This is a genomic window from Noviherbaspirillum cavernae, assembly GCF_003590875.1.
In the GTDB taxonomy this organism is placed as follows: Bacteria; Pseudomonadota; Gammaproteobacteria; order Burkholderiales; family Burkholderiaceae_D; genus Noviherbaspirillum; species Noviherbaspirillum cavernae.
Window position 1 is genome coordinate 120916 of the sequence record NZ_QYUN01000002.1, and the last position, 22290, is coordinate 143205.

The 22290-nt window shown below is 64.9% G+C and carries 21 protein-coding genes; 6 read left to right on the forward strand and 15 right to left on the reverse strand.

Annotation, left to right across the window (positions count from 1 at the left end; genetic code table 11):
* Positions 1 to 82 precede the first annotated feature (82 nt).
* The 10 genes from D3870_RS00570 to D3870_RS00615 form a co-directional block, all read right to left on the reverse strand.
* The gene (locus tag D3870_RS00570; protein ID WP_119735789.1) at positions 83 to 919 is read right to left on the reverse strand and encodes a ChaN family lipoprotein; all 837 of its coding nucleotides are present in this window, start codon (positions 917 to 919) and stop codon (positions 83 to 85) included.
* Positions 920 to 966: 47 nt separating this feature from the next.
* Positions 967 to 1734, reverse strand: coding sequence for an energy transducer TonB (locus D3870_RS00575; protein ID WP_119735791.1), 768 nt, complete (start codon positions 1732 to 1734; stop codon positions 967 to 969).
* A complete protein-coding gene (locus D3870_RS00580) occupies positions 1731 to 2558 on the reverse strand; it encodes an ATP-binding cassette domain-containing protein (protein WP_119741475.1) in 828 nt (275 codons plus the stop codon). The genes D3870_RS00575 and D3870_RS00580 overlap by 4 nt, the downstream gene beginning before the upstream one ends.
* A gap of 4 nt (positions 2559 to 2562) precedes the next feature.
* A complete protein-coding gene (locus D3870_RS00585) occupies positions 2563 to 3615 on the reverse strand; it encodes a FecCD family ABC transporter permease (RefSeq protein ID WP_242489806.1) in 1053 nt (350 codons plus the stop codon).
* Entirely contained in the window at positions 3612 to 4514 is a 903-nt protein-coding gene (locus tag D3870_RS00590; protein WP_119735793.1) for a heme/hemin ABC transporter substrate-binding protein, read from the reverse strand. The genes D3870_RS00585 and D3870_RS00590 overlap by 4 nt, the downstream gene beginning before the upstream one ends.
* Complete coding sequence (locus D3870_RS00595; protein WP_119735795.1) at positions 4502 to 5575, reverse strand: hemin-degrading factor; 1074 nt, start codon at positions 5573 to 5575, stop codon at positions 4502 to 4504. Before D3870_RS00595 ends, D3870_RS00590 begins: the two co-directional genes overlap by 13 nt.
* A 135-nt stretch (positions 5576 to 5710) precedes the next feature.
* The gene (locus D3870_RS00600) at positions 5711 to 7933 is read right to left on the reverse strand and encodes a TonB-dependent hemoglobin/transferrin/lactoferrin family receptor (RefSeq protein ID WP_119735797.1); all 2223 of its coding nucleotides are present in this window, start codon (positions 7931 to 7933) and stop codon (positions 5711 to 5713) included.
* A gap of 70 nt (positions 7934 to 8003) precedes the next feature.
* On the reverse strand, positions 8004 to 8201 hold the full coding sequence (hemP, locus tag D3870_RS00605; RefSeq protein ID WP_119735798.1) for a hemin uptake protein HemP: 198 nt from the start codon (positions 8199 to 8201) through the stop codon (positions 8004 to 8006).
* A 168-nt stretch (positions 8202 to 8369) separates the two neighbouring features.
* The gene (locus D3870_RS00610; RefSeq protein ID WP_119735800.1) at positions 8370 to 9800 is read right to left on the reverse strand and encodes a phospholipase D-like domain-containing protein; all 1431 of its coding nucleotides are present in this window, start codon (positions 9798 to 9800) and stop codon (positions 8370 to 8372) included.
* A gap of 217 nt (positions 9801 to 10017) precedes the next feature.
* Complete coding sequence (locus D3870_RS00615; protein WP_119741479.1) at positions 10018 to 10269, reverse strand: DUF6139 family protein; 252 nt, start codon at positions 10267 to 10269, stop codon at positions 10018 to 10020.
* A 618-nt stretch (positions 10270 to 10887) separates the two neighbouring features.
* On the opposite strand from D3870_RS00615, the gene D3870_RS00620 reads away from it, so the two are divergent.
* The gene (locus tag D3870_RS00620) at positions 10888 to 12129 is read left to right on the forward strand and encodes a dienelactone hydrolase family protein (protein WP_242489807.1); all 1242 of its coding nucleotides are present in this window, start codon (positions 10888 to 10890) and stop codon (positions 12127 to 12129) included.
* A 36-nt stretch (positions 12130 to 12165) separates the two neighbouring features.
* Here D3870_RS00620 and D3870_RS00625 read toward each other — a convergent pair whose 3' ends face one another.
* Positions 12166 to 14769, reverse strand: coding sequence for a sensor domain-containing protein (locus D3870_RS00625; protein ID WP_158590354.1), 2604 nt, complete (start codon positions 14767 to 14769; stop codon positions 12166 to 12168).
* A gap of 198 nt (positions 14770 to 14967) precedes the next feature.
* Here D3870_RS00625 and D3870_RS21895 point away from each other — a divergent pair, with 198 nt between their 5' ends.
* Together D3870_RS21895 and D3870_RS00630 are read left to right on the forward strand one after the other, a co-directional pair.
* A complete protein-coding gene (locus tag D3870_RS21895) occupies positions 14968 to 16230 on the forward strand; it encodes an Hsp70 family protein (RefSeq protein WP_147375676.1) in 1263 nt (420 codons plus the stop codon).
* A 70-nt stretch (positions 16231 to 16300) separates the two neighbouring features.
* Positions 16301 to 16876 (forward strand): DNA-3-methyladenine glycosylase I, encoded by a 576-nt coding sequence (locus D3870_RS00630; protein WP_119735804.1) that lies wholly within the window; start codon positions 16301 to 16303, stop codon positions 16874 to 16876.
* A 177-nt stretch (positions 16877 to 17053) separates the two neighbouring features.
* On the opposite strand, the gene gstA is transcribed toward D3870_RS00630, so the two are convergent.
* On the reverse strand, positions 17054 to 17662 hold the full coding sequence (gene gstA, locus D3870_RS00640) for a glutathione transferase GstA (protein ID WP_119735806.1): 609 nt from the start codon (positions 17660 to 17662) through the stop codon (positions 17054 to 17056).
* A gap of 85 nt (positions 17663 to 17747) precedes the next feature.
* On the opposite strand from gstA, the gene D3870_RS00645 reads away from it, so the two are divergent.
* Together D3870_RS00645 and D3870_RS00650 are read left to right on the forward strand one after the other, a co-directional pair.
* Positions 17748 to 18638 carry a LysR family transcriptional regulator gene (locus D3870_RS00645; RefSeq protein ID WP_119735808.1) on the forward strand — a complete coding sequence of 297 codons (891 nt, stop codon included), beginning with the start codon at positions 17748 to 17750 and terminating at the stop codon, positions 18636 to 18638.
* 125 nt (positions 18639 to 18763) lie between these two features.
* Positions 18764 to 19252 (forward strand): GDP-mannose mannosyl hydrolase, encoded by a 489-nt coding sequence (locus D3870_RS00650; RefSeq protein ID WP_119735810.1) that lies wholly within the window; start codon positions 18764 to 18766, stop codon positions 19250 to 19252.
* Positions 19253 to 19341: 89 nt separating this feature from the next.
* Here D3870_RS00650 and D3870_RS00655 read toward each other — a convergent pair whose 3' ends face one another.
* Complete coding sequence (locus tag D3870_RS00655) at positions 19342 to 19959, reverse strand: LysE/ArgO family amino acid transporter (RefSeq protein WP_119741483.1); 618 nt, start codon at positions 19957 to 19959, stop codon at positions 19342 to 19344.
* Between the two features lie 112 nt (positions 19960 to 20071).
* On the opposite strand from D3870_RS00655, the gene D3870_RS00660 reads away from it, so the two are divergent.
* Complete coding sequence (locus D3870_RS00660; RefSeq protein WP_119735812.1) at positions 20072 to 20959, forward strand: HTH-type transcriptional regulator ArgP; 888 nt, start codon at positions 20072 to 20074, stop codon at positions 20957 to 20959.
* A 91-nt stretch (positions 20960 to 21050) separates the two neighbouring features.
* Here D3870_RS00660 and D3870_RS00665 read toward each other — a convergent pair whose 3' ends face one another.
* Both D3870_RS00665 and D3870_RS00670 read right to left on the reverse strand, forming a co-directional pair.
* Entirely contained in the window at positions 21051 to 21266 is a 216-nt protein-coding gene (locus tag D3870_RS00665) for a hypothetical protein (RefSeq protein ID WP_119735814.1), read from the reverse strand.
* A gap of 351 nt (positions 21267 to 21617) precedes the next feature.
* Complete coding sequence (locus D3870_RS00670) at positions 21618 to 22100, reverse strand: L,D-transpeptidase (protein ID WP_119735816.1); 483 nt, start codon at positions 22098 to 22100, stop codon at positions 21618 to 21620.
* Positions 22101 to 22290: the final 190 nt, after the last annotated feature.

Below are 22290 nucleotides of genomic sequence, written 5' to 3' on the forward strand. Positions count from 1 at the left end.
CCGGACTGAAATCAGATGCGGCTGGCGATGATCAGTTCCGTGTTTTCCTAGATGTCCGGTCGGCAACGCGGGCGGAAGTGGATTACAGCTTGGCGCAGGGATCGGGCCGGGCATGCGGTGTGATGGCGATCATGTCGTCGTACATGCCCGCCGGTTCCGCCTTGAGCTCTTCCACATAACCGATGCTGCGCACGCCGCCGCGCTGTTGCGGCGGCAGCCATTGCGGCACGCCGACGTCGCGCCGCACGTGACCGTTTCCGGCCAGCAGGATGACGCCGCGTGCGGCATGCTGCTCGACCGCCTTCGCCATCCAGACGTCGCGCGCGGCCTGCGCACGCACCAGGCCGTCGGCCATCGAGGCCGGCAGCTTGTTGCAATGGCCATCCATCACGGCTTGCTTCTGTTTCTGGAACATGTCGGCGGGCAACTGGCGATCGAGGGCGAAGCGGGAAATGGTGTCGCGGTCCAGCGCAGCGGCAAAGCCCTCGCGCATCACCTTGCCGGCGTCGGCGCGCGACAGGTTGGCCGCGACCAGCGGCAGGCGATATTGGAGCGCCAGTTCGATCACCGGCGTGTAGAGCGGCCAGTCCCAGCGCGCATTGGCCGGCGCGGCGGCGGCGATGACGCATGCCGCATCGGTGCAGCGCGCCATGGCGCGATCGAGATCGGCCTGCCGTTCGCGGTCGAACTGTTCCATCGCGATCGCCGGACGCCAGCCGGCTTCGACTTTCGCCCGCATGAATTCAAGGCGGCGGCGATGGCCGTCGGGGTTGTCGTGCACTTCGCCCAGCAAAAAGATCGCCGGGCTCGATGATTCGGACAGCGCCGGCGACAAGGGAGAGGATGTGGTGCAGGCGCTCGTCAGCGCGAGCGAGGCGAGGAGCGAGGCAAAAAGCGGACCGCGTGGGAAATGTTTCATGAATCAGGCTTTCAATCGTTCGGAAGAAGGGAATCGGGGCAGGGGAATCAGGACAGCGTGAATCGCACCGGGAATTCGACCCAGTCCGCCAGCTGCCGTTCACCCTGGCGCGCAGGGATGAAGCGCCATTGCCGCACGGCGCTCATGGCCGCTTCGTCGAACAGGCGCAGGCCGCTGCTTTTTGCCAGCTTGATTTCGCCGGGACGGCCATCGACCTCGACCCACACCCGTATCCATACGGTGCCGGTCCGGCCCTGCTCGCGCAGCAATGGCGGATACTGCGGCGGCGGATTGTAGGCGTAATCGGGACGACCGCTTTGCACCGGCGCGGGCGGCGCTTCGGCGCGCGGCGCGGCCGCTTCGCTCGTGCCTGCCACAGCAGCGCTCCGCTCGTTCGACGGTGCAGCGGCCGGTGCGGTTGCCGCGGGTGCGGCTGCGGCTGCGACTGCGGCCGTTGCCGGTTCGGCGATGGCGGCAGGCGCTTCCGGTGACGGCATCGGTTTCGCCGCTGGTTTCGTTGCCGCTTTCGCTGTCGCCACCGTCGCTGGTGCATGCGGCTTGCGGGCGGCGGCGCGGCGCGGCGGCGCGACAGGAGCCGGAGGAGCCGGCGCGACCTCCGGCGCGGCAGGAGCCTGTGCCGGTTCGTTCGTGCGCGACGACACAGGCGCGGGCGGCACGATGAGCATCACCTGCATCACCTGCGAGGTCGGCTGCTGATCGGGTTCGGATGGATTCGACAGCCATGCCAGCAGTGGCGCATGCAGCATGGAGCACAGCATCGCTGCGCTTATCCAGTCGGACGCCTTCGCCTTCATGCATGCAACGCGCTGCGGGCAGACGCGCGCGGGGTGCGGCGGCCGGGCGTCACGATCAGCTCGCCGTGTTCATTGGTCGCGCTGTTTAGGCATATGCCATACAGCGCCTCGAGTGCCGGCAGCGCGAGCGCGTTGGCGCGCAGATCGCCGGTCAGCGCGCCGTCCTTGATCAGCAGCAGTCGGTCGAATCCGAGCAGGGCGTGGTTGATGTCATGCAGGATCGCGATCACGGCATGACCGCGCTGCGTCGCGTAGTCATCCATGCTCTCCAGCAGCTCGAACTGCAGGCCGGGATCGAGCGCGGCCAGCGGTTCGTCCACCAGCACCAGCCCGCCTTCGGCATCCCACAGCTGGGCGAACACGCGCGCCAGCTGCACGCGCGCCTGCTCGCCGCCGGACAGCGTGTCGAAGCGCCGCGCCAGCAGATGGCCGGCGTGCGCCATCTGCGCCGCCTGCGCGACGATCTCGGCGCCATGGCGGTCATGCGTGCGCGCCACGCGCCCGAGTCCGATCACCAGTTCGGACAGCAGGCCGAAGGCCACGTTGTTCGACTGCGGCAGCACGGCGCGGCGGCGGCTCAGTTGCGCCAGCGGCCACTGCTGCAGCGGCTTGCCGTCGAGCACCATGCGGCCCCGGGCGCAATCGAGTTCGCGCGTCATCAGCTTCAGCAGCGTCGATTTGCCGGCGCCGCTCGGCCCCAGGATCGCGATCCGTTCGCCGGGCGCGACGCGGATGTCGAAGGGGCCGAAGGATTTGTCGCCCAGCCTTGCGGTCGCGGCTTCGAGCTGCAGCAGATCGCCGGCATCGTGGAGTGTCATGGACATGGGATCACCCGATACGGCTGCGCGCACTGCGCAGCAAAAACAGGAAGAAGGGCGCGCCGAGCAGGGCGGTGAAAATCCCGACCGGGATCTCCGCCGGGATCGCGATGGTGCGCGCCACCGTGTCGGCGACCAGCAGCAGCAGGCCGCCGACCAGACCGGCCAGCGGCAATACCTGCCGCTGATCCGCGCCCAGCCACGTGCGCACCATGTGCGGCGCGATCAGGCCGACGAATCCGATCAGTCCGCTCCACGCCACCGCAAAGCCGGTCAGGAGCGCGACCAGCAGGACCACCTGTCCGCGCAGGCGCCCGACGTTGATGCCGACGTGCTGCGCCGCCGCCTCGCCGAGCGCGAGCGCATTCATCGCCATCAGCATGCGCCGCACCTGCCACAGCGCGGCGGCGAGAATGGAGCCCAGCACCGCCACCTGCAGCCAGCCCGCGCCGGCCAGCGAGCCGAGCGTCCAGAACGACAGGCTGCGCAATTGCTCGTCGCTCGCCAGATAGGTGCACAGACCGACCACCGCCATGGAGAGCGAATTGAGCGCGACGCCGGTCAGCAGCAGGCCCGCGATCGAACCCGGCGTGATCCAGCGCGCCACGCGGTCGAGCGCCATGCAGACCAGGAATGCGCCGCCCAGCGCCGCGATCGGCAGCAGCCACATGCGCAGCGCCGGCGGCAGGGGCAGGGCCATCCCGGAAAACACCACGATGGTGAGCGCCGCGGCGCAGGTCGCGCCGCTGGAGACGCCGAGCAGGCCGGGGTCGGCCAGCGGGTTGCGGAACAGACCCTGCGTCAGCGCGCCCGATATGCCCAGCGCCGCGCCCACCAGGATCGCGAACAGCGCGCGCGGCAGGCGGATGTTCCACAATACGTAGCCGCCGCCCGAGAGCTCGCCGGAATGGAACCCGGCCAGCCAGTCCTGCGCCGACACCGGCACCGCGCCGCACAGCACCGACACCACAGCGGCAATGAGCAGCAGCGCCAGCAGCAGCGGCGCGGGGCGCAGTCCGGGGATGCCGTGCCGGCGCGCGAGGGAGGCGGACATCGGGTTCATGCCGTCATCGCCCTGGTCAATGCGGCATCGAGTGCCGTGACGGCGGCAGGCAGGCGCGGCCCGAAGCCGAGCAGGTACATCGCATCGAGTCCGATCACGCGCTTGTTGCGTCCGGCAGGCGTCTGCGCAATGCCGGGCAGCGCCAGCACGCTGGCCGTTCCACCCTGCGCCTTCAATCCCTGGTCCGTCAGCAGCACCACGTCAGGCTGGGCGCCGATCACCGCCTCCGGCGTCAGCGGCTTGTAGCCGGTGATGCCGCCGATGGCGTTCACCGCGCCGGCATAGCGCAGCACCGCGTCCGCGCTCGTGTCCTGTCCGGCCACCATGATCTGGCCGGGCGCATGCGCCAGCACGAACAGGACCTTCACCGGCTTGCCGCGCCGCGCGTCGATCTGCTTGCGCACGCGCGCCCATTCCTGCCGCAGGTCCGCCGCGTACTGCTCGGCCTGCGCCTTGCGGCCGGTCAGTTCGCCGACGCGCAGCACGCGCTCGATCAGACCTTCGAAACGGTGATTGGCGGGCAGCACCGTGACCGGCACGCCGGCGGCGGTGATCTGCCGGAGCACGGCTGGCGGGCCGGCATCCTCGGTGGCGATCACCTGGGTCGGCGCAAGGGCGAGCACGCCCTCGGCCGACAGCGCGCGCGAATAACCGACGTTGGGCAGTTTCGAGGCGGACTCGGGATAGATCGAGGTCGTATCGACCCCGACCAGGTCGCCCTGGGCCTGCAAGGCATAGATGATCTCGGTCAGCGCGCCGCCGACCGACACGATGCGGTTCTGCCCGTTGCGGCCGGCGGCGATGCCGCTCGACCAGCCGCCGAGCGAGCCGGCCAGCGCCAGCATCGACAGCTGGCACAGACGCGTGCGGCGCTGCGCATTGAAACTCAGGCGGCGCATGATTCCGACTCCTCCTGCAGGCGGTCGATCAGGGCGCGCCATTCGCACAGCTCCGGCTTGCCCGGCTTGCGCTCGCCGAAGAACATGGCGATCGTTTCGCCATGCGCATCGAACAGTTCCAGCGAGGTGACGACGCCGTCAACGGTCGGCTTCTTGACCACCCATGCGCCGGCGATGTGGTCTTCGCGCAGATGCAGGTTGAAGCCCGGGTCCAGCACGTTCAGCCACGGACCCATGGTCGCGATCTTCTTCACCGGACCGGAGTGGATCTGGATCATGCCGGGATTGCCGACGAAGACCATGATCGATACCCCCTCGCGCGAGGCGGCGTCGAGCAGGCGCGTGGCGCTGCCGGCGTCGATCTTCTGCACGAACTCGGGCGCGGCCAGCCGCAATGCCTGGGTGCGCGTGAGGGCGAAGCGGCGCAGCAGGCCGAAGAATTCATGCGTGTCGCGCAGCGAGGCCCAGCCTTCGCGGAACGCGGCGACGTCGATTTCGCTGTCCGGCTTTTCCGCTGCCGCGGCAGGCGCGGTGCCGACGGTGATGCCGGCCTGCTGATCATCGCTGCGAAAGCGCGCCGTCAGCACCTCGTAAGCAGTGAGGTCGCTCTGCGGACGCAGGAAGATCTTGTGGATCGCGGTGCCGGCGACGTCGAAGAACTGCAGGCTGCGCTGCGTGCCGTCATTCGTGGTTTCGCTGACCGCAAAGCCGTGCGCCCATTGCTGGTAGAACACGCGCAGGTCGATCTCGCCGCCCAGCACGAGGCCGACATGGCCGTTGTGGCTGGCCTTGCGATACACGCCGGTTTTCTCGTGCACGCAGGAGGGATTGCGCGTCAGGGCCATCACCTCGCCGAGCGGTTCGAGCGACTCGATGATGTCGGACCAGGCAGACGTCAGGCGCGCGGCGCGCAGGGTGGTTTCGCTGCCGTCCGCGCCGGCGTGGGCGGCGATCAGCTCGCCTTCCGAGATTCCCAGCTTGTCGGCGATGTCGCGGTGACGGGCCTTTTCCTTGCGCATCTGGGTGAATGAGGCACGGATCGATTGAATGTTGTCGGACATGGTGTGCTCCTGGTTGAAGGTTCGAAGGTACTTGACGCACTCAACTCCCATCCCGACCTTCCCCGGCAGGGGCGGGGCGGGATGGGGGCCGCATGCATCGATCTGCGCTGCTGTAGGTGATGTGCGGATCGCTCCTTAGAAGTCGTAACGGATCGAGGCTTGCAGGTTGCGGCCGGGTGCGGTGTAGGCGTCCACGACGTTGCTGTTGGCAGCCAGTCCGCGTACGTCGGACCAGCGCCAGTAGGTTTCGTCGAACAGGTTGTTCAGGTTGGCGACGACCGTCAGGTTGGCCATCGGCTTCCACGTGACGCCGACGTCGACCGTGGTCCAGGACGGCGACGTGAATTGCGCGGTCGGCGCGCCGGTGGGTCCGGGCACCGTGCCGACGTTGCTTGCCGACTTGGCGGCGCTGTGCGTCAGGTTGACGCGCGCGCCCCAGGTGCCGGCGTCGTAGCGCACGCCCAGCACGGCCTTGAGCGGCGATATGGTGTCCAGCGGCGTCTTCACGCCGTTGGTCTCGCTGTCGCCCTTGGCGTAGGCGATGCCGGCGGTGCCGACCCAGCGCGAATTGAACTGCCACTCGGCGCGCGCCTCTGCGCCGCGGATGCGCGCATTGGCGAGGTTGACGTACTGGAAGACCGTCGGGTTGGCCGGGGTGCCCGCGCCGCCTACCGCCTGCTGGCTGATGAAGTCGTCATAGCTGTTGTCGAAGATCGCCACCGAGGTGCGCAGCGCGTTGAACTTGCTGCGCACGCCGAGCTCGATGCTGTCGGCGCGTTCGGCCTTCAGGTTCGGATTGCCGATGCTGGTGTAGCCGGACGCCAGGTTGGTGAAGCCGTTGTTGACCTGATCCGGTGTCGGTGCGCGAAAGCCCTTGGCCCATTGCGCATACGGCGCGAACTGCGGCGCGGCACGCCACACCACGCCTAGGCGCGGCGTCACGGCATTGTCGGTCAGGGTGGTGGTCGCGCCGCCGGTGAAGCCGTCGGTGCTCGGCTTCAGCTTGTAGTAGTCGAAGCGCAGGCCGGGGATCACGCTGACCGCGCCCGCCTCGATCTCGTCCTGCACGAATGCGCCGGCCAGCGTGTAGTCGGTGTCGGGGAAGGGCTTGGTCGGGAAGGTTTCGCCGAACGGCGGCACGGTGCCGTCGCGCACGCCTTCCACCTTCGACTTGTTCCAGTCGAAGCCGTAGGAGATGCGTTGATTGATGGAGCTGGTGGCGCCGACGAGATTGCTTTCGAACAGCGATGACAGGCCGACCAGGCCCTGCTTGTAGGTGTTGTCGCGCGTGCGGTCGGCGGCGGTGAGGCGGTCCTCGATCGACAGCTGCTCGACCTTGGCGTCCTGCCAGTACAGGCGCGTTTCCGCGCGTTGCATCCACGGCGCATTCAGGTCCGTGTAGCGGTGTTCGAGCGAGACGCGGTCGCGCGTGATGCGGTCGTGCGTGTCGAGATCGATCGCGCTGGTCGACGTGAGCGGCGGCACCGCGCGCGCGGAATACACCTCGGTGTCCTGCTTGCGGTTCTGCGATTCCAGCGTCAGGCCGAACTGGTTCGTGGCGTTCAGGGTATAGAGCGCCTTCGCCAGCACGTAGCGGCTGTTGTAGTCGGCCGGATTGGGCTCGGTGCGGCTGGAGTTCGGCGCATCGTTCGTTCCCTTGTTGTCGACCTCGTGGCCCTTGCGGTAGGTCGCCTGCAGCATGCCCTGCCATGCGTCCGATCTGCCGGCCACGCCCACCGTGTTGTTCCACGAGCGGTCCACGCTGGCGTAGCCGGTGCGCACGAAACCGCCGACGGAACGGCCGGCCTTGAGCAGGTCGGCGGGGTCGAGCGTGCGGAAACTGACCGCGCCTGCCAGACCGTCGCTGCCGAACTGGGTCGAGGCCGGGCCGCGCAGGATTTCGGCGGTGCGGATGCCGTCCACGTCGAGGTAGTCGGCGCGGCCGGTCGCGAACGACGCAAACGAAAAGCCGTTCGGCACGCGCACGCCGTCCACCAGCATCAGAACCTGGTTGCCTTCCAGCCCGCGGATGTTGATGCCCTCGCTGCCGGCGCGGCCGGTGGCGGCACCGGCAGCGGTGAAGCGGGCCGGCGCGGTGCGCACCTCGACGCCGAGTTCGTCGCTGAACAGGCTCTTGAGATCGCGCGCACCTTCCTGTTCGGCGTCTTCCGACGTCGTGACGGTCACGGTATTGGGCACATTGTCGACGCGCCGTTCGGTACGGGTCGCGCTGACGGTCACTTCGCCCAGGCGGGCGGGTGCGGATTCAGGGGAGGAGGTTGGCTCGCCGGCGGCGATGGCCGGGGCCGAAGCCCATGCCATACCGACAGCCAGCGCGAGCGTGGATTTGCGCAGCACGGTGTTTCCTTGTGAAGTTGGACACTGGCTGGCAACGAGCTGGCGAATGTTTGTTGATGGTTTTAGCGACTCATTTCGTCAGGATGAGTTTTCCCTGTGAAGTCTCCCGCAATCGATAGACCATGCCGTTGTGCGCGATTTCCACCTCCCGCGCGCCGCCCAGCAGGGCTGCGCTGGAGAAGCGGCGGGTTCCATCCGCGGTTTTGACCGGGGCGGGGACTTCGCCGGTGCGGGAAATGACAGGTTCGGATTTGGGGTCGAGGTTCATGTTTCGAAATGTAAACGATAATGATTCGCATTTCAAGTGCATTGTATAGCACTTTTACCCGTCCTCATGATTTGAATTGCAAACGAAGGAGATAACAGGTTTTTCGGGATCTTTTTCGGAATGGCAGCGAACGTCGCGTATTTCCATTCATTTTCTCGGCAACGACGCTCACAGCCAGTACGAAAACAGACGCGCGCCCCATTCGCGCAGCCGGTCCAGCCATCCCCGCTGCTTCCATTGCAGCGCCGTGATTTCGGTCGACTCCCGCAGGTCGCGCTCGAACAGGGCTTCCATCCTTTCCGCGAAATCCGCGCTGAGGACCACGGCATTCAACTCGTCGTTGTGCAGGAAGCTGCGCATGTCCAGATTGGTGGAGCCGATGGTGGACCACACGCCGTCGATCACCGCGGTCTTCGCGTGCAGCAACGCGGTATTGCGCTCGTATACCCGGATGCCGGCTTCCAGCAGTTCGTCGTAATACGAACGGCTCGCATACAGGATCAGCGCGTGATCGGTAAAGCTCGGAAAGATGAGCTTCACCTCGACGCCGCGTCTGGCCGCATCCTTCATCGCATCGACGATCTGGCGGTCGGGAACGAAGTAGGCGGTGGTCAGATACACGCTCTTGTCCGCGTTGGCGAAGGCGGACACGTAGGTCTTGTAGATCGTGTAGTCGGCCTTTTCTGCGACGCTGCCGAGCGCGCGCACCAGCGCCTTGCCCTCGGCTTTCAGCGGTGGAAAATACTGCGCGCCGGACAGTGCGTGGCCGCTCTTGCGCTGCCAGGTTTCCAGAAACATCTTCTGGAATTCCGCCACCGCCGGCCCCTCGATCCGCATGTGCGTGTCGCGCCATGCCGCGTCGCCGGCGTCCGGGGGCGCAGATGGCACGGTCGGCGGCGGCCGGCGCGAGAGCAGCGCGCTTTTGCCGTAGACGCCGCTGATGTTGACGCCGCCGGTAAAGGCGACGCGCCCGTCGACCACCAGCAGCTTGCGATGGTCGCGCTGATTGATGTCCCACTTGCCTTTTGCCTTCGATGGATCGACGGGATTGAATTCGAGCACCGCGATGCCGCCCGCGCGCAAGCGATCGAAGAATTCGCGCGGCGTGCCGAGCGTGCCCACGCCATCGTGGATCAGGTTGACCTGCACCCCGGCGGCGCGCTTCTTGATCAGCAAATCAGAGAGGGCGCGGCCGACTTCATCGTCCTCGATGATGTAGGTTTCGAGATTGATGTGATCGCGTGCGCGGCCTATCGCATCGCGCATCGCCCGTATCGTGAGCGGCCCGTCGTCGAGCAGGGTCACCTTGTTGCCCGCGACCAGCGGCGTACCGCTGATCGCTTCCTCGGCGGCGACGTGCCGGTCGAGAATGTCGGTGGCACCGGCCTGCGCTGCCATGTCCTGGAGCAGTGACTGCTTCCTTGCATCGGACAGTTCGCCGCGCGTCGTGATGATGCGCAGCTGTTGCGGTTGCGCAAGCGACGCATTGCGCAAGTAGCTGACGTCCGGCAACGCGGCGCAACCTGCCATCAGGCTGAAGAGAAACAACAATGCGCTTGCGTTGCGCTTCGTGCACAACAACCGGAGCGGGTATCGCATCACGTCCTCCCTGGGCCATCAGGAATCGATATTCAATGACTTGGAGTATGTTTTGCATGGAATCATTCCCGTCGGGTCGGATCGCCGCGTACGTTGTGATGCCGGGAAAGTGCGATGGCCGAAAGAATGCCGCATTTGCAGGCGGCATCGCGCGACAAGGAGGGGGCGGACCGGCCGCTGGCACGGGCCGGTCCGCAATGGAACTGCCAGGGGACGATCAGACGATCGGACCGATGGTGACGCGGCTATGCAAACTGGAGATGGCATAACCCTTGGCGTCTATCTGCTGCATCGCGTCTTCCATCGAGAAGCCATGCACAGGCTCGTTGTTTTCATCGAGGTCGATGTTTTGATCGGCGGTCTCCCAATCAATGTTGGTTGCCTCGTTGGGAATCGGCCTTCCTTCCGGAACGGCCAGATAAGAAAATTGACCCTGGGTATCGGGGCGTTTGTAAACATCAACTTTCATCGTTTCATCCTTCCATGAAAACACGTGTCTGCCGTGTCTTCGATTGACAGCAGGACACGGCAAAAGGTTGCGCAAAAGAGAACGCGTTTCATCAAAAAGCGTACACCGGCCCGGAACCGCGCTTGCGGGCATGCCCGAGGCCGGAATGCATTCCGCAGCAAACCGTACTGGTTCACCTCCTTTCCGTAATTCTCCTGTGGACAGTGCGCCGCATTGACGGTTCCTTGCCGTTTCGTCTTGCCCGCATTTCTTTCCTGCGTTTCTTTCTCGCATTTCATGCCTGCATCGTCGCCGCCGCATGACGGATTCCGCGCCGCTTTCCTCTACCGCGCCTGTGCTTTTGCCGCTTCAGCAAGGAATGCGCGCAGAAGCTTGCCGCGCGAACAAAATTCTTGAAATAAACCCTTCCCTATTGCAAAAACGAATATTGACTCACGGAACTCTCTATCTAGAATGAATCACGTTGCGCTCAATCAATCGACTGCGGGAAACCTTTTCCGCAACGACACCGCGCCGCACAGTGCGACATGACATTGCAGGAAATTGCGCACATGAAAGAAGCGTTGCCGACAAGCATCGCGCCCTGATTCGTTTGCATTTCGGAAGTGTTTGAAAAACATGTTGAACAAGTTATTCGCGCACAAGAACAATGCCGCCGGGCGCGGCGCGGCGGGTCGCATGCGCACTGCATTGGCCGCGCTGGCGCTCGGTGCCGGCCTCTTCGTCAATCCGTTTGCGGCGCATGCGGTTACGCTCGATGCACGTCTGCATGAGCGGGTCGTGATGATTCCGGTGGCCTCGTGGGCGGGCGGCATCGAACTCGAGACAACGATCTTCAAGCCGCCCGGCGACGGCCCCTTCCCGGTCGTCATCATGAATCACGGCAAGGCGCTCGGCAGTCCGCGGGCGCAGGCGCGCGACCGCTTCATCGTCGTCAGTCGCGAGTTCGTCAAGCGCGGTTATGCAGTGGTGGTGCCGATGCGCAAGGGCTTTTCGAAATCAAGCGGCGACTATTCCGACTACGGTTGCGACATGACGAGCAACGGCCAGGCGCAGGCCGATGACCTCGACAGCACGGTCGAATACCTGCGCCAGCAGAGCTGGGCCGACACCGGCCGCATGCTGGTCGCGGGCCAGTCGTATGGCGGCCTGACCGCGCTCGCATTCGGCATGCGCAACGCGCCGGGCGTGAAGGGACTGATCAACTTCGCCGGCGGTCTGAAGGTGCATGGCGGCGACTGCAGCTGGCAGAACTCGCTGGTGAAGGCCTTCGCCACCTACGGTGCCAAAACCGCGCTGCCGAGCCTCTGGTTCTACGGCGCGAACGACCAGCACTTCGGCCCCGAACTGGCAAATCGTCTGCACGACGCCTATGTGCAGGCCGGCGGTCAGGCGCGGCTGGTAGCCTACGGCCCGTTCAAGAAGGATGCGCACGGCATGGTGGGCAGCCGCGATGGCGTGAAGATCTGGTGGCCGGAAACAGAACGATTCCTGAAGGAGCTCGGCATGCCGACCGGCGAAGTCTATGCGCTGGCGGACGAGCCGGCGATGCCGAAGACGGACTATGCCGCGCTCGACAACGTGGATGCGATCCCCTACCTGAAGGACAAGGGGCGCGAGCAATATCGTGTCTTCCTCGGCAAGCTCAGTCCGCGCGCCTTCGCGCTGTCACCCAGCGGCGCGTGGAGCTGGGCGGAGGATGGCGACGATCCGGTCGAGCATGCGCTCGCCGAATGCCAGAAAGGCAGCAGTCAGCCGTGCCGCATCTACGCGGTGGACAACAACGTGGTGTGGACCGGCGATGCGCTGCCGGTCACTGCCGAGAACGCGCCGGCCAGAGGCGCGCAGACCGGACCCTGATGCGTGCGCAGCGGCGGCGCATCGGAAGCCGCCGCCTCAAACCGCAGCCGCCTCCCTGCGCAGCATGCCTTCCAGTTCCTCCGGTTCCAGCGCCCTGGCGAACAGGAAGCCCTGCCCGAAGTCGCATCCCGCCGCCGCCAGCAGCACCCGCTGTTCCTCGGTCTCGATGCCTTCCGCGATGACCTTCAGCCCCAGCTTGTGCGCCATCATGATCATGGTTTCGGCGATGGTACGGCTGCCCTGGTCGTGCGGCATGTCCTGCACGAAGGACTGGTCGATCTTCAGGTAGTCGATGTCGAACTTCTTCAGGTAGGACATCGATGAATAGCCGGTGCCGAAATCGTCGAGCGCGACCTGGATGCCGGCGTCGCGGTAGTCGAGCAGCTTGTCGGTGACGCTGGCCGAGGCGTTGAGCAGCACGCCTTCCGTGATCTCGATGGAAATGCTGTTGCGCGAGATGCCCAGTTCCGCCAGATAGCCGGCCCAGTTCGATTCGTCGTCCTCGGCCAGGAACTGCACCGGCGACTTGTTGACGCTGATCTGGAACGGCTCGCCACGCTGCAGGCTCCAGCGCTGCGACCACGCCGCCGACTGCATGAAGACCCAGCTGCCGATTTCGTGGATGAGGCCGGTTTCCTCTGCCAGCGGGATGAACTGCGACGGATGGCACAGGCCCTGCTCGGGGTGATGCCAGCGCAGCAAGGCCTCGGCCTTGACGATGCGGTTGGTCGACAGATCGATGATCGGCTGGAACAGCACCTTGAACTGGCCGCGCGGCAGCGCCTCGCGCAGGTCGGCAATGAGGCGCAGGCGCGAGGCCGCCGCCTTCTGCATCGAGGGCGTGAAGAAGCTGAACTGGTTGCGGCCCGCGTTCTTCGCCACGTACATCGCCTGGTCGGCATTGCGCAGCAAATCCTCCGGCTCGCAGGAGTCGAGCGGGCACAGCGTGATGCCGATGCTGCCGGAAATGTAGAGCAGTTCGCCGCCCAGACGGAACGGCTTGGCCAGCGCATCGATAATCTTCTGCGCGATCTGCTGCACGTCGGCGGCGTCGCGGAAGCCCGGCAGGATCACGGTGAACTCGTCGCCGCCCAGCCTCGCCACTGTGTCGGAGGCGCGCACGTTCCTGCTGATGCGCTGCGCCGCCTGCGTCAGCAGGACATCGCCGACGTCATGCCCGAGCAGATCGTTGACTTCCTTGAAGCGGTCGAGGTCGATGAAGAACAGCGCGATCGGCAGGCCCGTGCGCTGCGACAGCTTTACTTCATGCTCAAGTCTTTCGCGGAACAGGCTGCGATTCGGCAATCCCGTCAGCGCGTCGAAATTCGCCTGGCGCCAGATCTGCTGCTCGGAGTGCTTCTGTTCCGAGATGTCGGTGATCGCGCCGCAGATGCGCAATGCCCGACCCCGCGCATCGCGGCTGACCACCTTGCCGCGCGCATGCACCCATTTGCAGACACCCTCCCTCATGGAGACGCGGTATTCGGCCGAGAAGCTGTTGTCGCTGCGCAGGACCGCTTCGAAGCCTTCCTTCACGCGCTGCCGGTCGTCGGGATGGATGCATTCCATGTACTTTTCGTGGCTCAGGATTCTTTCACCTTCGGCATAGCCGAGAATCTCCCGCAGCCGGTCCGACACCGCGACGTCGTTGGTTTGCAGGTCCCAGTCCCACAAGCCGTCGTCGGAACCTTCAAGGATGAACTTCCAGCGCTCGTCGCTCTCGCGCAGCTTGTCCTCGATGCGCTTGTGCGCCGTGATGTCGTGTCCTTCCACGACGATGCCGGACACTCTGCCGTCCGCTCCGGTGATCGGCTGGAACACGATATCCACATAAATCTCTCTCGGCACGCCGTCCGGATGGTTGCGAAGCAACGCGAGCATGTCCCTGCCGACAAACGGCTCGCCGGTCCGGTACACCTGGTCTATCAATTCGAAATAGCCCTGTCCTTCCAGCTCGGGCATTGCCGCGCGTATCGGCTTGCCGATCAGGTCGCGCTGGCCGACGTGGCGGTAGAAGGCCTGATTGACGAGTTCGAACACATGCTCGGGGCCGTGCATGAAGGCGACAAAGCCGGGTGCCTGATCGAACAGGTGGCGCAGGCGGCTGCGCTCGACATCGAGCGCGCGGTTCACTTCCAGCACGGTTTGAGCGTGCGTGAACAGATCCTCTTTTGCCTGCGGGGTGGCATTGATGGCGGCGATGCCGCTTGCTGTCTGAGCCTGCGCCTTCGGCGCGTGCAATTCCGTCACGTCGGTCGTGCTGTGGCAGATGCCTTCGATATTTCCCTGTGCATCGAAGATCGGCGTATTGACGGCGGTCCAGAAGCGTTCCTCGTACACCGTGCCCTGCGGCGTGCTGCGCGAGATCGCATAGCGTTGCAGGGCCATCGTGTCGGGCTGGCGCGTTTCCATCACATGTTGAATCGATTTCAGCAGCCGTTGCGCGCCGCTCGGTTCCGGTTCCCCGGGCTCGGGCGGAAAGGCTGTGAACAGGCCGACGCCAAGCAGCTCGTCGCGCGCGCGGCCCGTGGTCGCGAGGAAGGCTTCATTGACGTCCGCGATGATCAAATCCGTGGTCATCACGACCGCCGGAACGGGCGCCGAATTGAAGACATGATGGAAATCGAATGAAGCAGTCATGGAGCGGGGCTTGTCAATTACACAATCGGCTTGCTGCATGGGCAACAATAAACATTTGGAGATTTCCCGTATTGCGAAAGTTCCGGTTTGAAGCATTCGTCGCCGCATGAGCGCTGCCTTCAGGAAACTCGCCAATGCGAGCAACGGACATCGCGTCCCGATATATGATTGTGGCCCTTTGAAATTCGAGAGAGCGCAATGGAGGTAGTGGACGTTACGGCAACAGCGTGCGGCGTGGATTTCGGCACGTCGAATTCCACCGTCGGCTGGCAGCGGAACGGCAGGTCCGCACTGCTGCAACTGGAAGACAACAGGCATACCCTGCCGTCGGTCATCTTCTTCAACGCAGAAGACGACGCCGTCAGCGTGGGCCGCGCGGCGCTGGCGGAATATCTCGCCGGTTGCGAAGGACGGCTGATGCGTTCCTTGAAGAGCCTGCTCGGCACCAGCCTGATCGACGGCCAGACCGAAGTGCAGGGGCGCGCCCTGCGCTTTCGCGATCTGCTGACGCAGTTCATCGGCGAGCTGAAGCGCCGCGCCGAACACGCCGCCGGTCGGCCGTTTTCGCAGGCGGTGTTCGGGCGGCCGGTGTTCTTCATCGACGACAACGCCGAGGCCGACAGGCTGGCGGAAAACACGCTGGCCGAGATCGCGCGCTCGGTCGGCTTCCGCGACATCGCGTTCCAGTACGAACCGATCGCCGCCGCGTTCGACTACGAATCGCAGATCACGCGCGAGGAACTGGTGCTGATCGCCGATATCGGCGGCGGCACCTCGGATTTCTCTCTGGTGCGCCTGTCGCCGCAACGCGCCGGCCGCGCCGAGCGCCGCGACGACATCCTCGCCAACGGCGGCATCCACATCGGCGGCACCGATTTCGACAAGTACCTGAGCCTGTCCGGCATCATGCCGCTGCTCGGCCTCGGATCGCGCCTGACCAACAACAACGAGGTGCCGTCCAGCCATTACTTCAACCTCGCGACATGGCACACGATCAACCTCGCCTACACGCAAAAGGCGTGGCGCGAGCTGCAGGATATCCATCGCGACGTGCGGGAACGCGACAGCTTCGCGCGCCTGCTGAAGCTGGTCGAGCAGCGCGACGGACACTGGCTGGCGATCAAGTCGGAAGAAGCCAAGATCGCGCTGTCGCAGCACGATGCCCTCACGCTGCCGCTCGAGCGGATCGGCCAGGAAGTGCGGCTGCAGCGCAGCGGCTTCGATGGCGCTATCGCCCATCTGGTCGGCGCGGTGGAGGACACGGTGCACCGCCTGCTGCACGACGCCGGTGTCGCCGCCGACGCGGTCGATACCGTATTCTTCACCGGCGGCTCGAGCGGCGTGCAGCTGCTGCGGCAGGGGATCGCCGGCTTGCTGCCAGACGCGCGTCGCGTCGAAGGCGACCTGTTCGGCAGCATCGGCATGGGCCTCGGGCTCGACGCGGCGCGCAAGTTCGGCTGAATCGGCAGCGGCGCATTCGCCGCGCCGCCGTCTGCGATAATGAGCGACGACCAAACCCGGATACCCGACCATGAATCCTGTCCGCTGCGGCTGGGCCAATCCCGCCAACCCGCGCTACCTCGCCTACCACGATGAGGAATGGGGCGTGCCCTGCCGCGACGAAACGCGGCTGTTCGAAATGCTCAACCTCGAAGGCGCGCAGGCCGGCCTCAGCTGGGAAACCGTGCTGAACAAGCGCGACAACTACCGCACCGCATTCGACAACTGGGACGCCGAGAAGATCGCGCGCTACGACGAGGCGAAGGTCGCGCAATTGCTCGCCAACCCAGGCATCATCCGCAACCGCCTCAAGGTCGCCGCCGCCATCGCCAATGCACAGGCCTATCTGAAGCTGCGCGACGACACCGGCGGCCTCGCGCCCTTCCTGTGGGCCTACGTCGACGGCAAGCCGCTGCAGAACGCGCGCGCCGGCCTGCAGGAAGTCCCGGCCAAAACCCCGCTGTCCGACCGCATCTCGAAAGACCTCTCCAAACGCGGCTTCAAGTTCGTCGGCTCCACCATCATCTACGCCTACATGCAGGCCACCGGCATGGTCAATGACCATTGCGTGGATTGCTTCCGGCACCGGATGCTGGCGGGTCGTTAGCGCGGCACTCGTTCCGGGTATCGCGCAGCGTATGCCGTGCGCACGGCGCCTTACTCATGCAAGACGATCGCGGCACGCTGCACGCAGGGGCACAGCGCATGGCTGAATAAGGTCATCTTCATTTCATGCTCCGCCTGTTCGGCTGGCAGGGCTCTACGTAGAGCCCTGCAGCACGTTTTACTTCACCAATCCTTCCGCCTTCAGTGCAGCCTGCACCGACGGCCGCGCCTCGATCCGCTTGCGGAAGGCGACAAGCGCGGGCCACTTGGCGAGGTCGATGCCGACGAAGCCGGACCAGCCGGTGGTGACGAACAGGTAGGCATCCGCAATCGAGAAGCCGCTGTCCATCAGATAGTCGTGCGTGGCCAGGTGCCGCTCGATGTGGTCGAAGCGCGTTGCCAGCAATTCCTTGTACGCGGCTTTCGTTTCCGCCGGCGTGTTCGGCTTGAACAGCGGCGAGTAACCCTTGTGGATTTCCGAGGTGATGAAGTTGAGCCAGGATTGCAGCCGGTAGCGCTCGAAGGTGCCGGCGGCGGGCGCCAGCTTCGCCGACGGTCTGCGGTCGGCAAGGTATTGCATGATGGCCGGCCCTTCGGTCAGCACGACGCCGGGCTCGATCTCGAGCGCGGGAACGTAGCCGTGCGGATTGATCTTCCGGTAGTCCTGGCCGGTTTCGGTGCGCTTGGTGTCTGCATCCACCTTTTCGAGCGTGAAGTCGAGATCGGCCTCGCGCAGGACGATGTGCGGGGCGAGCGAGCAGACGCCGGGCGAGTAGTACAGTTTCATGTCGGTTCCTTTCATTGTGGTGGTCGAAAAACGCTGGGTGTGGTGATAATGTAGATCGGCACAAATTCAATGAAAATAGGCATTCATGAAATCATCGTATGCAAAAACGCAATCGACACTGGCGCTCGGCGATCTGGAACTGCTGCTCGCGCTGGTGCGGGGACGCACGCTCGGCGGAGCGGCAGAGCGCCTGAAGCTCGACGCCTCCACCGTGTTCCGCTCCATCAAGCGCATCGAGAAGGATGTGGGCGAAGTGCTGTTCGACCGCGGCAGGCAGGGCTACATGCCGACCGATCTGGCGCTGGAACTTGCGGGCTACGCGGAACGGATCGAGGCGCAGCTGCAGGATGCGCGCGAAGCGGCATTCAAGAGCAGCGGCGAACCGTCCGGCAAGCTGCGCATCACCACCACCGACACGATCCTGCACGGCTTGCTGCTGCCGGTGATGAGCCGCTTTGCCGTCATGCATCCGCGCATCGAGCTGGAACTGATCACCTCCAATGCGCTGGCGAACCTCAGCCAGCGCGACGCCGACGTCGCCATCCGCGCCACCCGCAAGCCGCCGGAGCATCTGGTCGGCACGCGGCTGGGCACGATGCAGGCGGCAGTGTTCGCCAGCCGCAGCTACGTCGAGCGCAGTGCGGCCCCGCTCAGACTCGATGAGGCGGACTGGATCGCGCTGGACGAGACGCTGGCCGATCATCCCTCGGTGAAATGGCGGCGGCAGCGGTTTCCGAAACTGGTGACCAGATACCGCTGCAACAGCGTGCTGTCGGTGGCCGGCTCGGTGGTATGGGGATTGGGCGTCGGCGTCGTGCCGCTGTTCTTGATGCAGCATCAGCGCGATGTGCAGATCGTCGAAGGGCCGGTGCCGGAACTGGAAACCGAGCTGTGGGCACTGGCGCATCCGGATATCCGGCATCTGCAGCGGGTGAAGCTCCTGTTCGATTTTCTGAAAGAGAATGTGACGCTTTAGAGCGTCTAACAAAATGATTCTGAGGGTGTTGCGCCGCCTTGCCGTACAGTCGTACTGTCTGTGGCGACGCGCCTACTCAGAACCGCTTCGCTTCATTTTTTTAGACGCTCTTAGGGACGCATGCAATGAAACTCGACAAGGATGGATTTTCGCGCGTCATCGCCGCCACGCCACTGGTGTCGATCGACCTCATCGTGCGCAACGCGCGCGGCGAAGTGCTGCTCGGATACCGGCGCAACCGGCCGGCGCAGAATTGCTGGTTCGTGCCGGGCGGCAGGATACGCAAGAACGAAGCGTCGCAGGATGCGCTGCGGCGTATCGCGCAGGCCGAACTCGGTGTCGCGCTCGATGACGGACGCTTGCTCGGCGTGTTCGACCACTTCTACGAAGACAACTATTTCGGCATGGCGGAACTGAGCACGCATTACGTGGTGATTGCCATGGAGTGCGAATTGCCCGCCGGCAGTTCGCTGCGCGCGGACGAGCAGCACGACGAATTGCGGTGGTGGCCGGTCGATGCCTTGCTGGCCAGCACGGAGGTTCACGAAAACAGCAAGCGGTATTTCCGGGACACGCGCGACAACGGCTTCCGATGCGCAGCGCGCCCGCGGTAGTCGGGCGGGAAGCGGTGATCGTTGCCAGGGCGCGCCGAGGCGCTTGCCACATGAATGTGACGCGCTTTGCCGCAACCGGGATGCGCATTTCACATTGGCCCGCCCGCGATCAGCGAACCGGCCAATCCGAACATGACCACACCGATCACAAAGTCGAGCATGCGCCATGTGACGGGCCGCGCGAACAGGGGAGCCAGCAGCCGCGCGCCGAATCCCAGCGCGACAAACCAGACCGTGGCCGCGCTGATCGCCCCGAGCGCGAACCATAGCCTGCCGTTGCCGGGTTGCTGTCCGCCGATCGAGCCCAGCAGGATGACGGTATCCAGATAGACATGCGGATTCAGCAGCGTCAGCATCAGCACCGTCGTCAATGCCCGGCGAGTGCTGCATGCCGGAGCATCCGCTCCAGTGACGAGAACATCACTCGACAATGCCGCGCGCCATGCGCGCAGTCCGTACCAGAGCAGAAAAGCCGCACCACCCCAGCGCGCGCTCGCCAGCAAAGCCGCATTGCCGCCGATGACCGCGCCCATGCCGGCAACGCCCGCCGAGATCAGCGCGATCTCGCACACGATGCAGACAAGAACCGTCAGGCCGACATGCTGCCGCCGCAGTCCCATGCGCAGCACATGCGCGTTTTGCGAGCCGATGGCAATGATCAGGCCGCCGCCCAGGCCGAATCCCTTCAGATAGAACGCAAGAGGCATGATGCATCCGGTGGTGATTATCGAAGCACCATGATGCTTTGCTTCGGGCAATGAATGAAGCAGAATTAAATGAATTCATCGAACATTAGAATTTTTAATTCACAGAGACACGGTGAAACTTGACTCGAAACAGTGCGAAGCGGTGCTGGCAGTCATCGATGGCGGCAGCTTTGAACAGGCGGCGGTCCGCCTGAATCTCACGCCTTCGGCGGTATCGCAGCGGGTGCGCGCACTGGAAGACGCGCTCGGCATGCCGCTGGTGGTGCGCGGACGGCCATGCAGGGCGACACAGGCCGGCCAGCGCCTGATGCAGTACCTGCGGCGCGCGCAACTGCTGGAGGACGATCTGCAGGCGGACTTCGCCGCCGGACATGCGGGGCCCGTCAGCATCGCCGTCGCGGTCAACGCCGACAGTCTGGGCAGCTGGTTCCTGCCTGCCCTGGCGCAGTTCCTGATCCGCGAACAGGTCCTGCTCGACGTGACGGTGGATGATCAGGACCATACCTACACGCTGCTCGAGACGGGGCTCGCGCTCGGATGCATCTCGACCGAACGGCAGGCCATGCGCGGCTGCGTGGCGGAGCCGCTGGGAAACATGCGTTACCGCTGCATGGCATCCCCCGATTTTCGCAAACGGTGGTTCCCGCGTGGCATGAGCCGGGAGGCGGCACGCCGGGCGCCGGTGATGGCATTCAACCGCAAGGACAGGCTGCAGGCGGATTTCCTGCTGCGGCACTTCGGCCTGCCGGCAAACGCATACAGCTGTCACTATGTGCCGGCATCCGAGCCGTACATGCAGGCGATCTGCCTCGGACTGGGCTGGGGGATGCTGCCCGAGCTGCAGATGAAGGAATCGAGGTCGAGCGGCGCGCTGGTGGATCTGTCCCCGCGCCGTCCGATGGACGTGGGACTGTACTGGCATCGGTGGAAGGTGCAGTCGCCGCGACTTGAAAGAATGTCCGAAACGCTGATCGAGGCGGCGCGTCAGGTGTTGACGTAATGCGCGCAGAAGCGCGTCGCTGAAGGGAAATGCCGGCTCAAGCGCCCGGCACCCGCGGAATGCGGGCTGCGGAGTGCGGTGAAACGAGGCGCTATTTGGCAGCCGCCGTCAACGCATCCTCCGTCGGCGCCACTTGCCACTGCTTTTCGCCGGCCAGCTTCTGCCAGACTTCGCAGTGCAGGATGGCGCACTGACGGTACATCTGCCGCAGCTTGTGTTCCGCCGCATCCCGATCCGTCTCGATGATCGCAATGGTGTCGATTTTCTGGCCGCTGCGCGTTCGAATCGAGAAGTGAAATTTCAGCATGTCTCCCTCCACGGATTGTCCAGGGTCTGTTTACATGCAATTCGGGAGATGCGTTCTTTCCAGAAGGCGTGTTGCGGGTGGCGTGTGGCGCCGCAAAGGCTGGAGCCTTTGCCAGCCATGCAACGCCCGCAGCGCGCCTTCTGGAAAGAACCCGGAGGGAACGGGCCGTATGCGCCGCATGCCGGCGTTGCGGCTCCTTGCCGTGGCACCGCCACGACGCGTCGCCGCGCCTTGGCCTGCAACGCATACGGCCCGTTCGCACTCCCGAATTGCATGTAAACAGACCCTAGGCATCCTGTTGTCGTTGTCGGAGCGATGAGGAGAGCGCGGGGGGAACGCGACGCCGGACGGCTATTCGCGGATTTCCACCGGCGTGCCGGCCGGCACCAGCTCGAACAGCTCGATGATCTCCGCATTGCGCATGCGCACGCAGCCGTGGGAGCAGGGCGTGCCCATCGGCTCGCTGTCGGGGCAACCGTGGATGTAGATGTAGCGCCGCATGGTATCGACCTCGCCCAGCCGGTTGAAGCCCGGCTCGCAGCCGGACAGCCACAGGATGCGCGTCAGTATCCAGTCGCGCCCCGGCTGCTGCTGCGCCAGTTCGGTGGAATACAGTTCGCCGGTCGGCCGACGGCCGCGGAACACGGTATTGGCCGGCATCCCGCCGCCGATTTTTGCGCGCACGACGTGACGGCCGCGCGGCGTGCAGTTGCTGCCCTGCTGCTCGCCCAGCCCGTTGCTGGCGGTCGAGACGGCATAGCGCCTGGCGACGACGCCGTGGTCGTCGATCAGTTCAAGCGTCTGTTCCCTGGCGCGGATCAGGATGCGGGGCATGGGTGGCGTGTATGGTGGGTGTCGGCCGCTTACGATAGCAGCTTCCGTGTTTGCGGCACAAGAGTCGAAATGGCAAGCTCCGCCGCGGCGATGGAACGCGCGTACACTTTGCGGATCGCGGGCCGCCGTTCCGGTCCACCTTCAACCCGATCTTCCTCCGGAGGAAAGCCGTGCTCATTCATGACCCCGC

What these genes read in the sequence shown, in the direction of transcription:
- D3870_RS00570 (WP_119735789.1), bottom strand. Translation starts at nt 919, where the DNA reads ATGAAACATTTCCCACGCGGTCCGCTTTTTGCCTCGCTCCTCGCCTCG.
- D3870_RS00575 (WP_119735791.1), bottom strand. Translation starts at nt 1,734, where the DNA reads ATGAAGGCGAAGGCGTCCGACTGGATAAGCGCAGCGATGCTGTGCTCC.
- D3870_RS00580 (WP_119741475.1), bottom strand. Translation starts at nt 2,558, where the DNA reads ATGTCCATGACACTCCACGATGCCGGCGATCTGCTGCAGCTCGAAGCC.
- D3870_RS00585 (WP_242489806.1), bottom strand. Translation starts at nt 3,615, where the DNA reads ATGAACCCGATGTCCGCCTCCCTCGCGCGCCGGCACGGCATCCCCGGA.
- D3870_RS00590 (WP_119735793.1), bottom strand. Translation starts at nt 4,514, where the DNA reads ATGCGCCGCCTGAGTTTCAATGCGCAGCGCCGCACGCGTCTGTGCCAG.
- D3870_RS00595 (WP_119735795.1), bottom strand. Translation starts at nt 5,575, where the DNA reads ATGTCCGACAACATTCAATCGATCCGTGCCTCATTCACCCAGATGCGC.
- hemP (WP_119735798.1), bottom strand. Translation starts at nt 8,201, where the DNA reads ATGAACCTCGACCCCAAATCCGAACCTGTCATTTCCCGCACCGGCGAA.
- D3870_RS00610 (WP_119735800.1), bottom strand. Translation starts at nt 9,800, where the DNA reads ATGCGATACCCGCTCCGGTTGTTGTGCACGAAGCGCAACGCAAGCGCA.
- D3870_RS00615 (WP_119741479.1), bottom strand. Translation starts at nt 10,269, where the DNA reads ATGAAAGTTGATGTTTACAAACGCCCCGATACCCAGGGTCAATTTTCT.
- D3870_RS00620 (WP_242489807.1), top strand. Translation starts at nt 10,888, where the DNA reads ATGTTGAACAAGTTATTCGCGCACAAGAACAATGCCGCCGGGCGCGGC.
- D3870_RS00625 (WP_158590354.1), bottom strand. Translation starts at nt 14,769, where the DNA reads ATGACTGCTTCATTCGATTTCCATCATGTCTTCAATTCGGCGCCCGTT.
- D3870_RS21895 (WP_147375676.1), top strand. Translation starts at nt 14,968, where the DNA reads ATGGAGGTAGTGGACGTTACGGCAACAGCGTGCGGCGTGGATTTCGGC.
- D3870_RS00630 (WP_119735804.1), top strand. Translation starts at nt 16,301, where the DNA reads ATGAATCCTGTCCGCTGCGGCTGGGCCAATCCCGCCAACCCGCGCTAC.
- gstA (WP_119735806.1), bottom strand. Translation starts at nt 17,662, where the DNA reads ATGAAACTGTACTACTCGCCCGGCGTCTGCTCGCTCGCCCCGCACATC.
- D3870_RS00645 (WP_119735808.1), top strand. Translation starts at nt 17,748, where the DNA reads ATGAAATCATCGTATGCAAAAACGCAATCGACACTGGCGCTCGGCGAT.
- D3870_RS00650 (WP_119735810.1), top strand. Translation starts at nt 18,764, where the DNA reads ATGAAACTCGACAAGGATGGATTTTCGCGCGTCATCGCCGCCACGCCA.
- D3870_RS00655 (WP_119741483.1), bottom strand. Translation starts at nt 19,959, where the DNA reads ATGCCTCTTGCGTTCTATCTGAAGGGATTCGGCCTGGGCGGCGGCCTG.
- D3870_RS00665 (WP_119735814.1), bottom strand. Translation starts at nt 21,266, where the DNA reads ATGCTGAAATTTCACTTCTCGATTCGAACGCGCAGCGGCCAGAAAATC.
- D3870_RS00670 (WP_119735816.1), bottom strand. Translation starts at nt 22,100, where the DNA reads ATGCCCCGCATCCTGATCCGCGCCAGGGAACAGACGCTTGAACTGATC.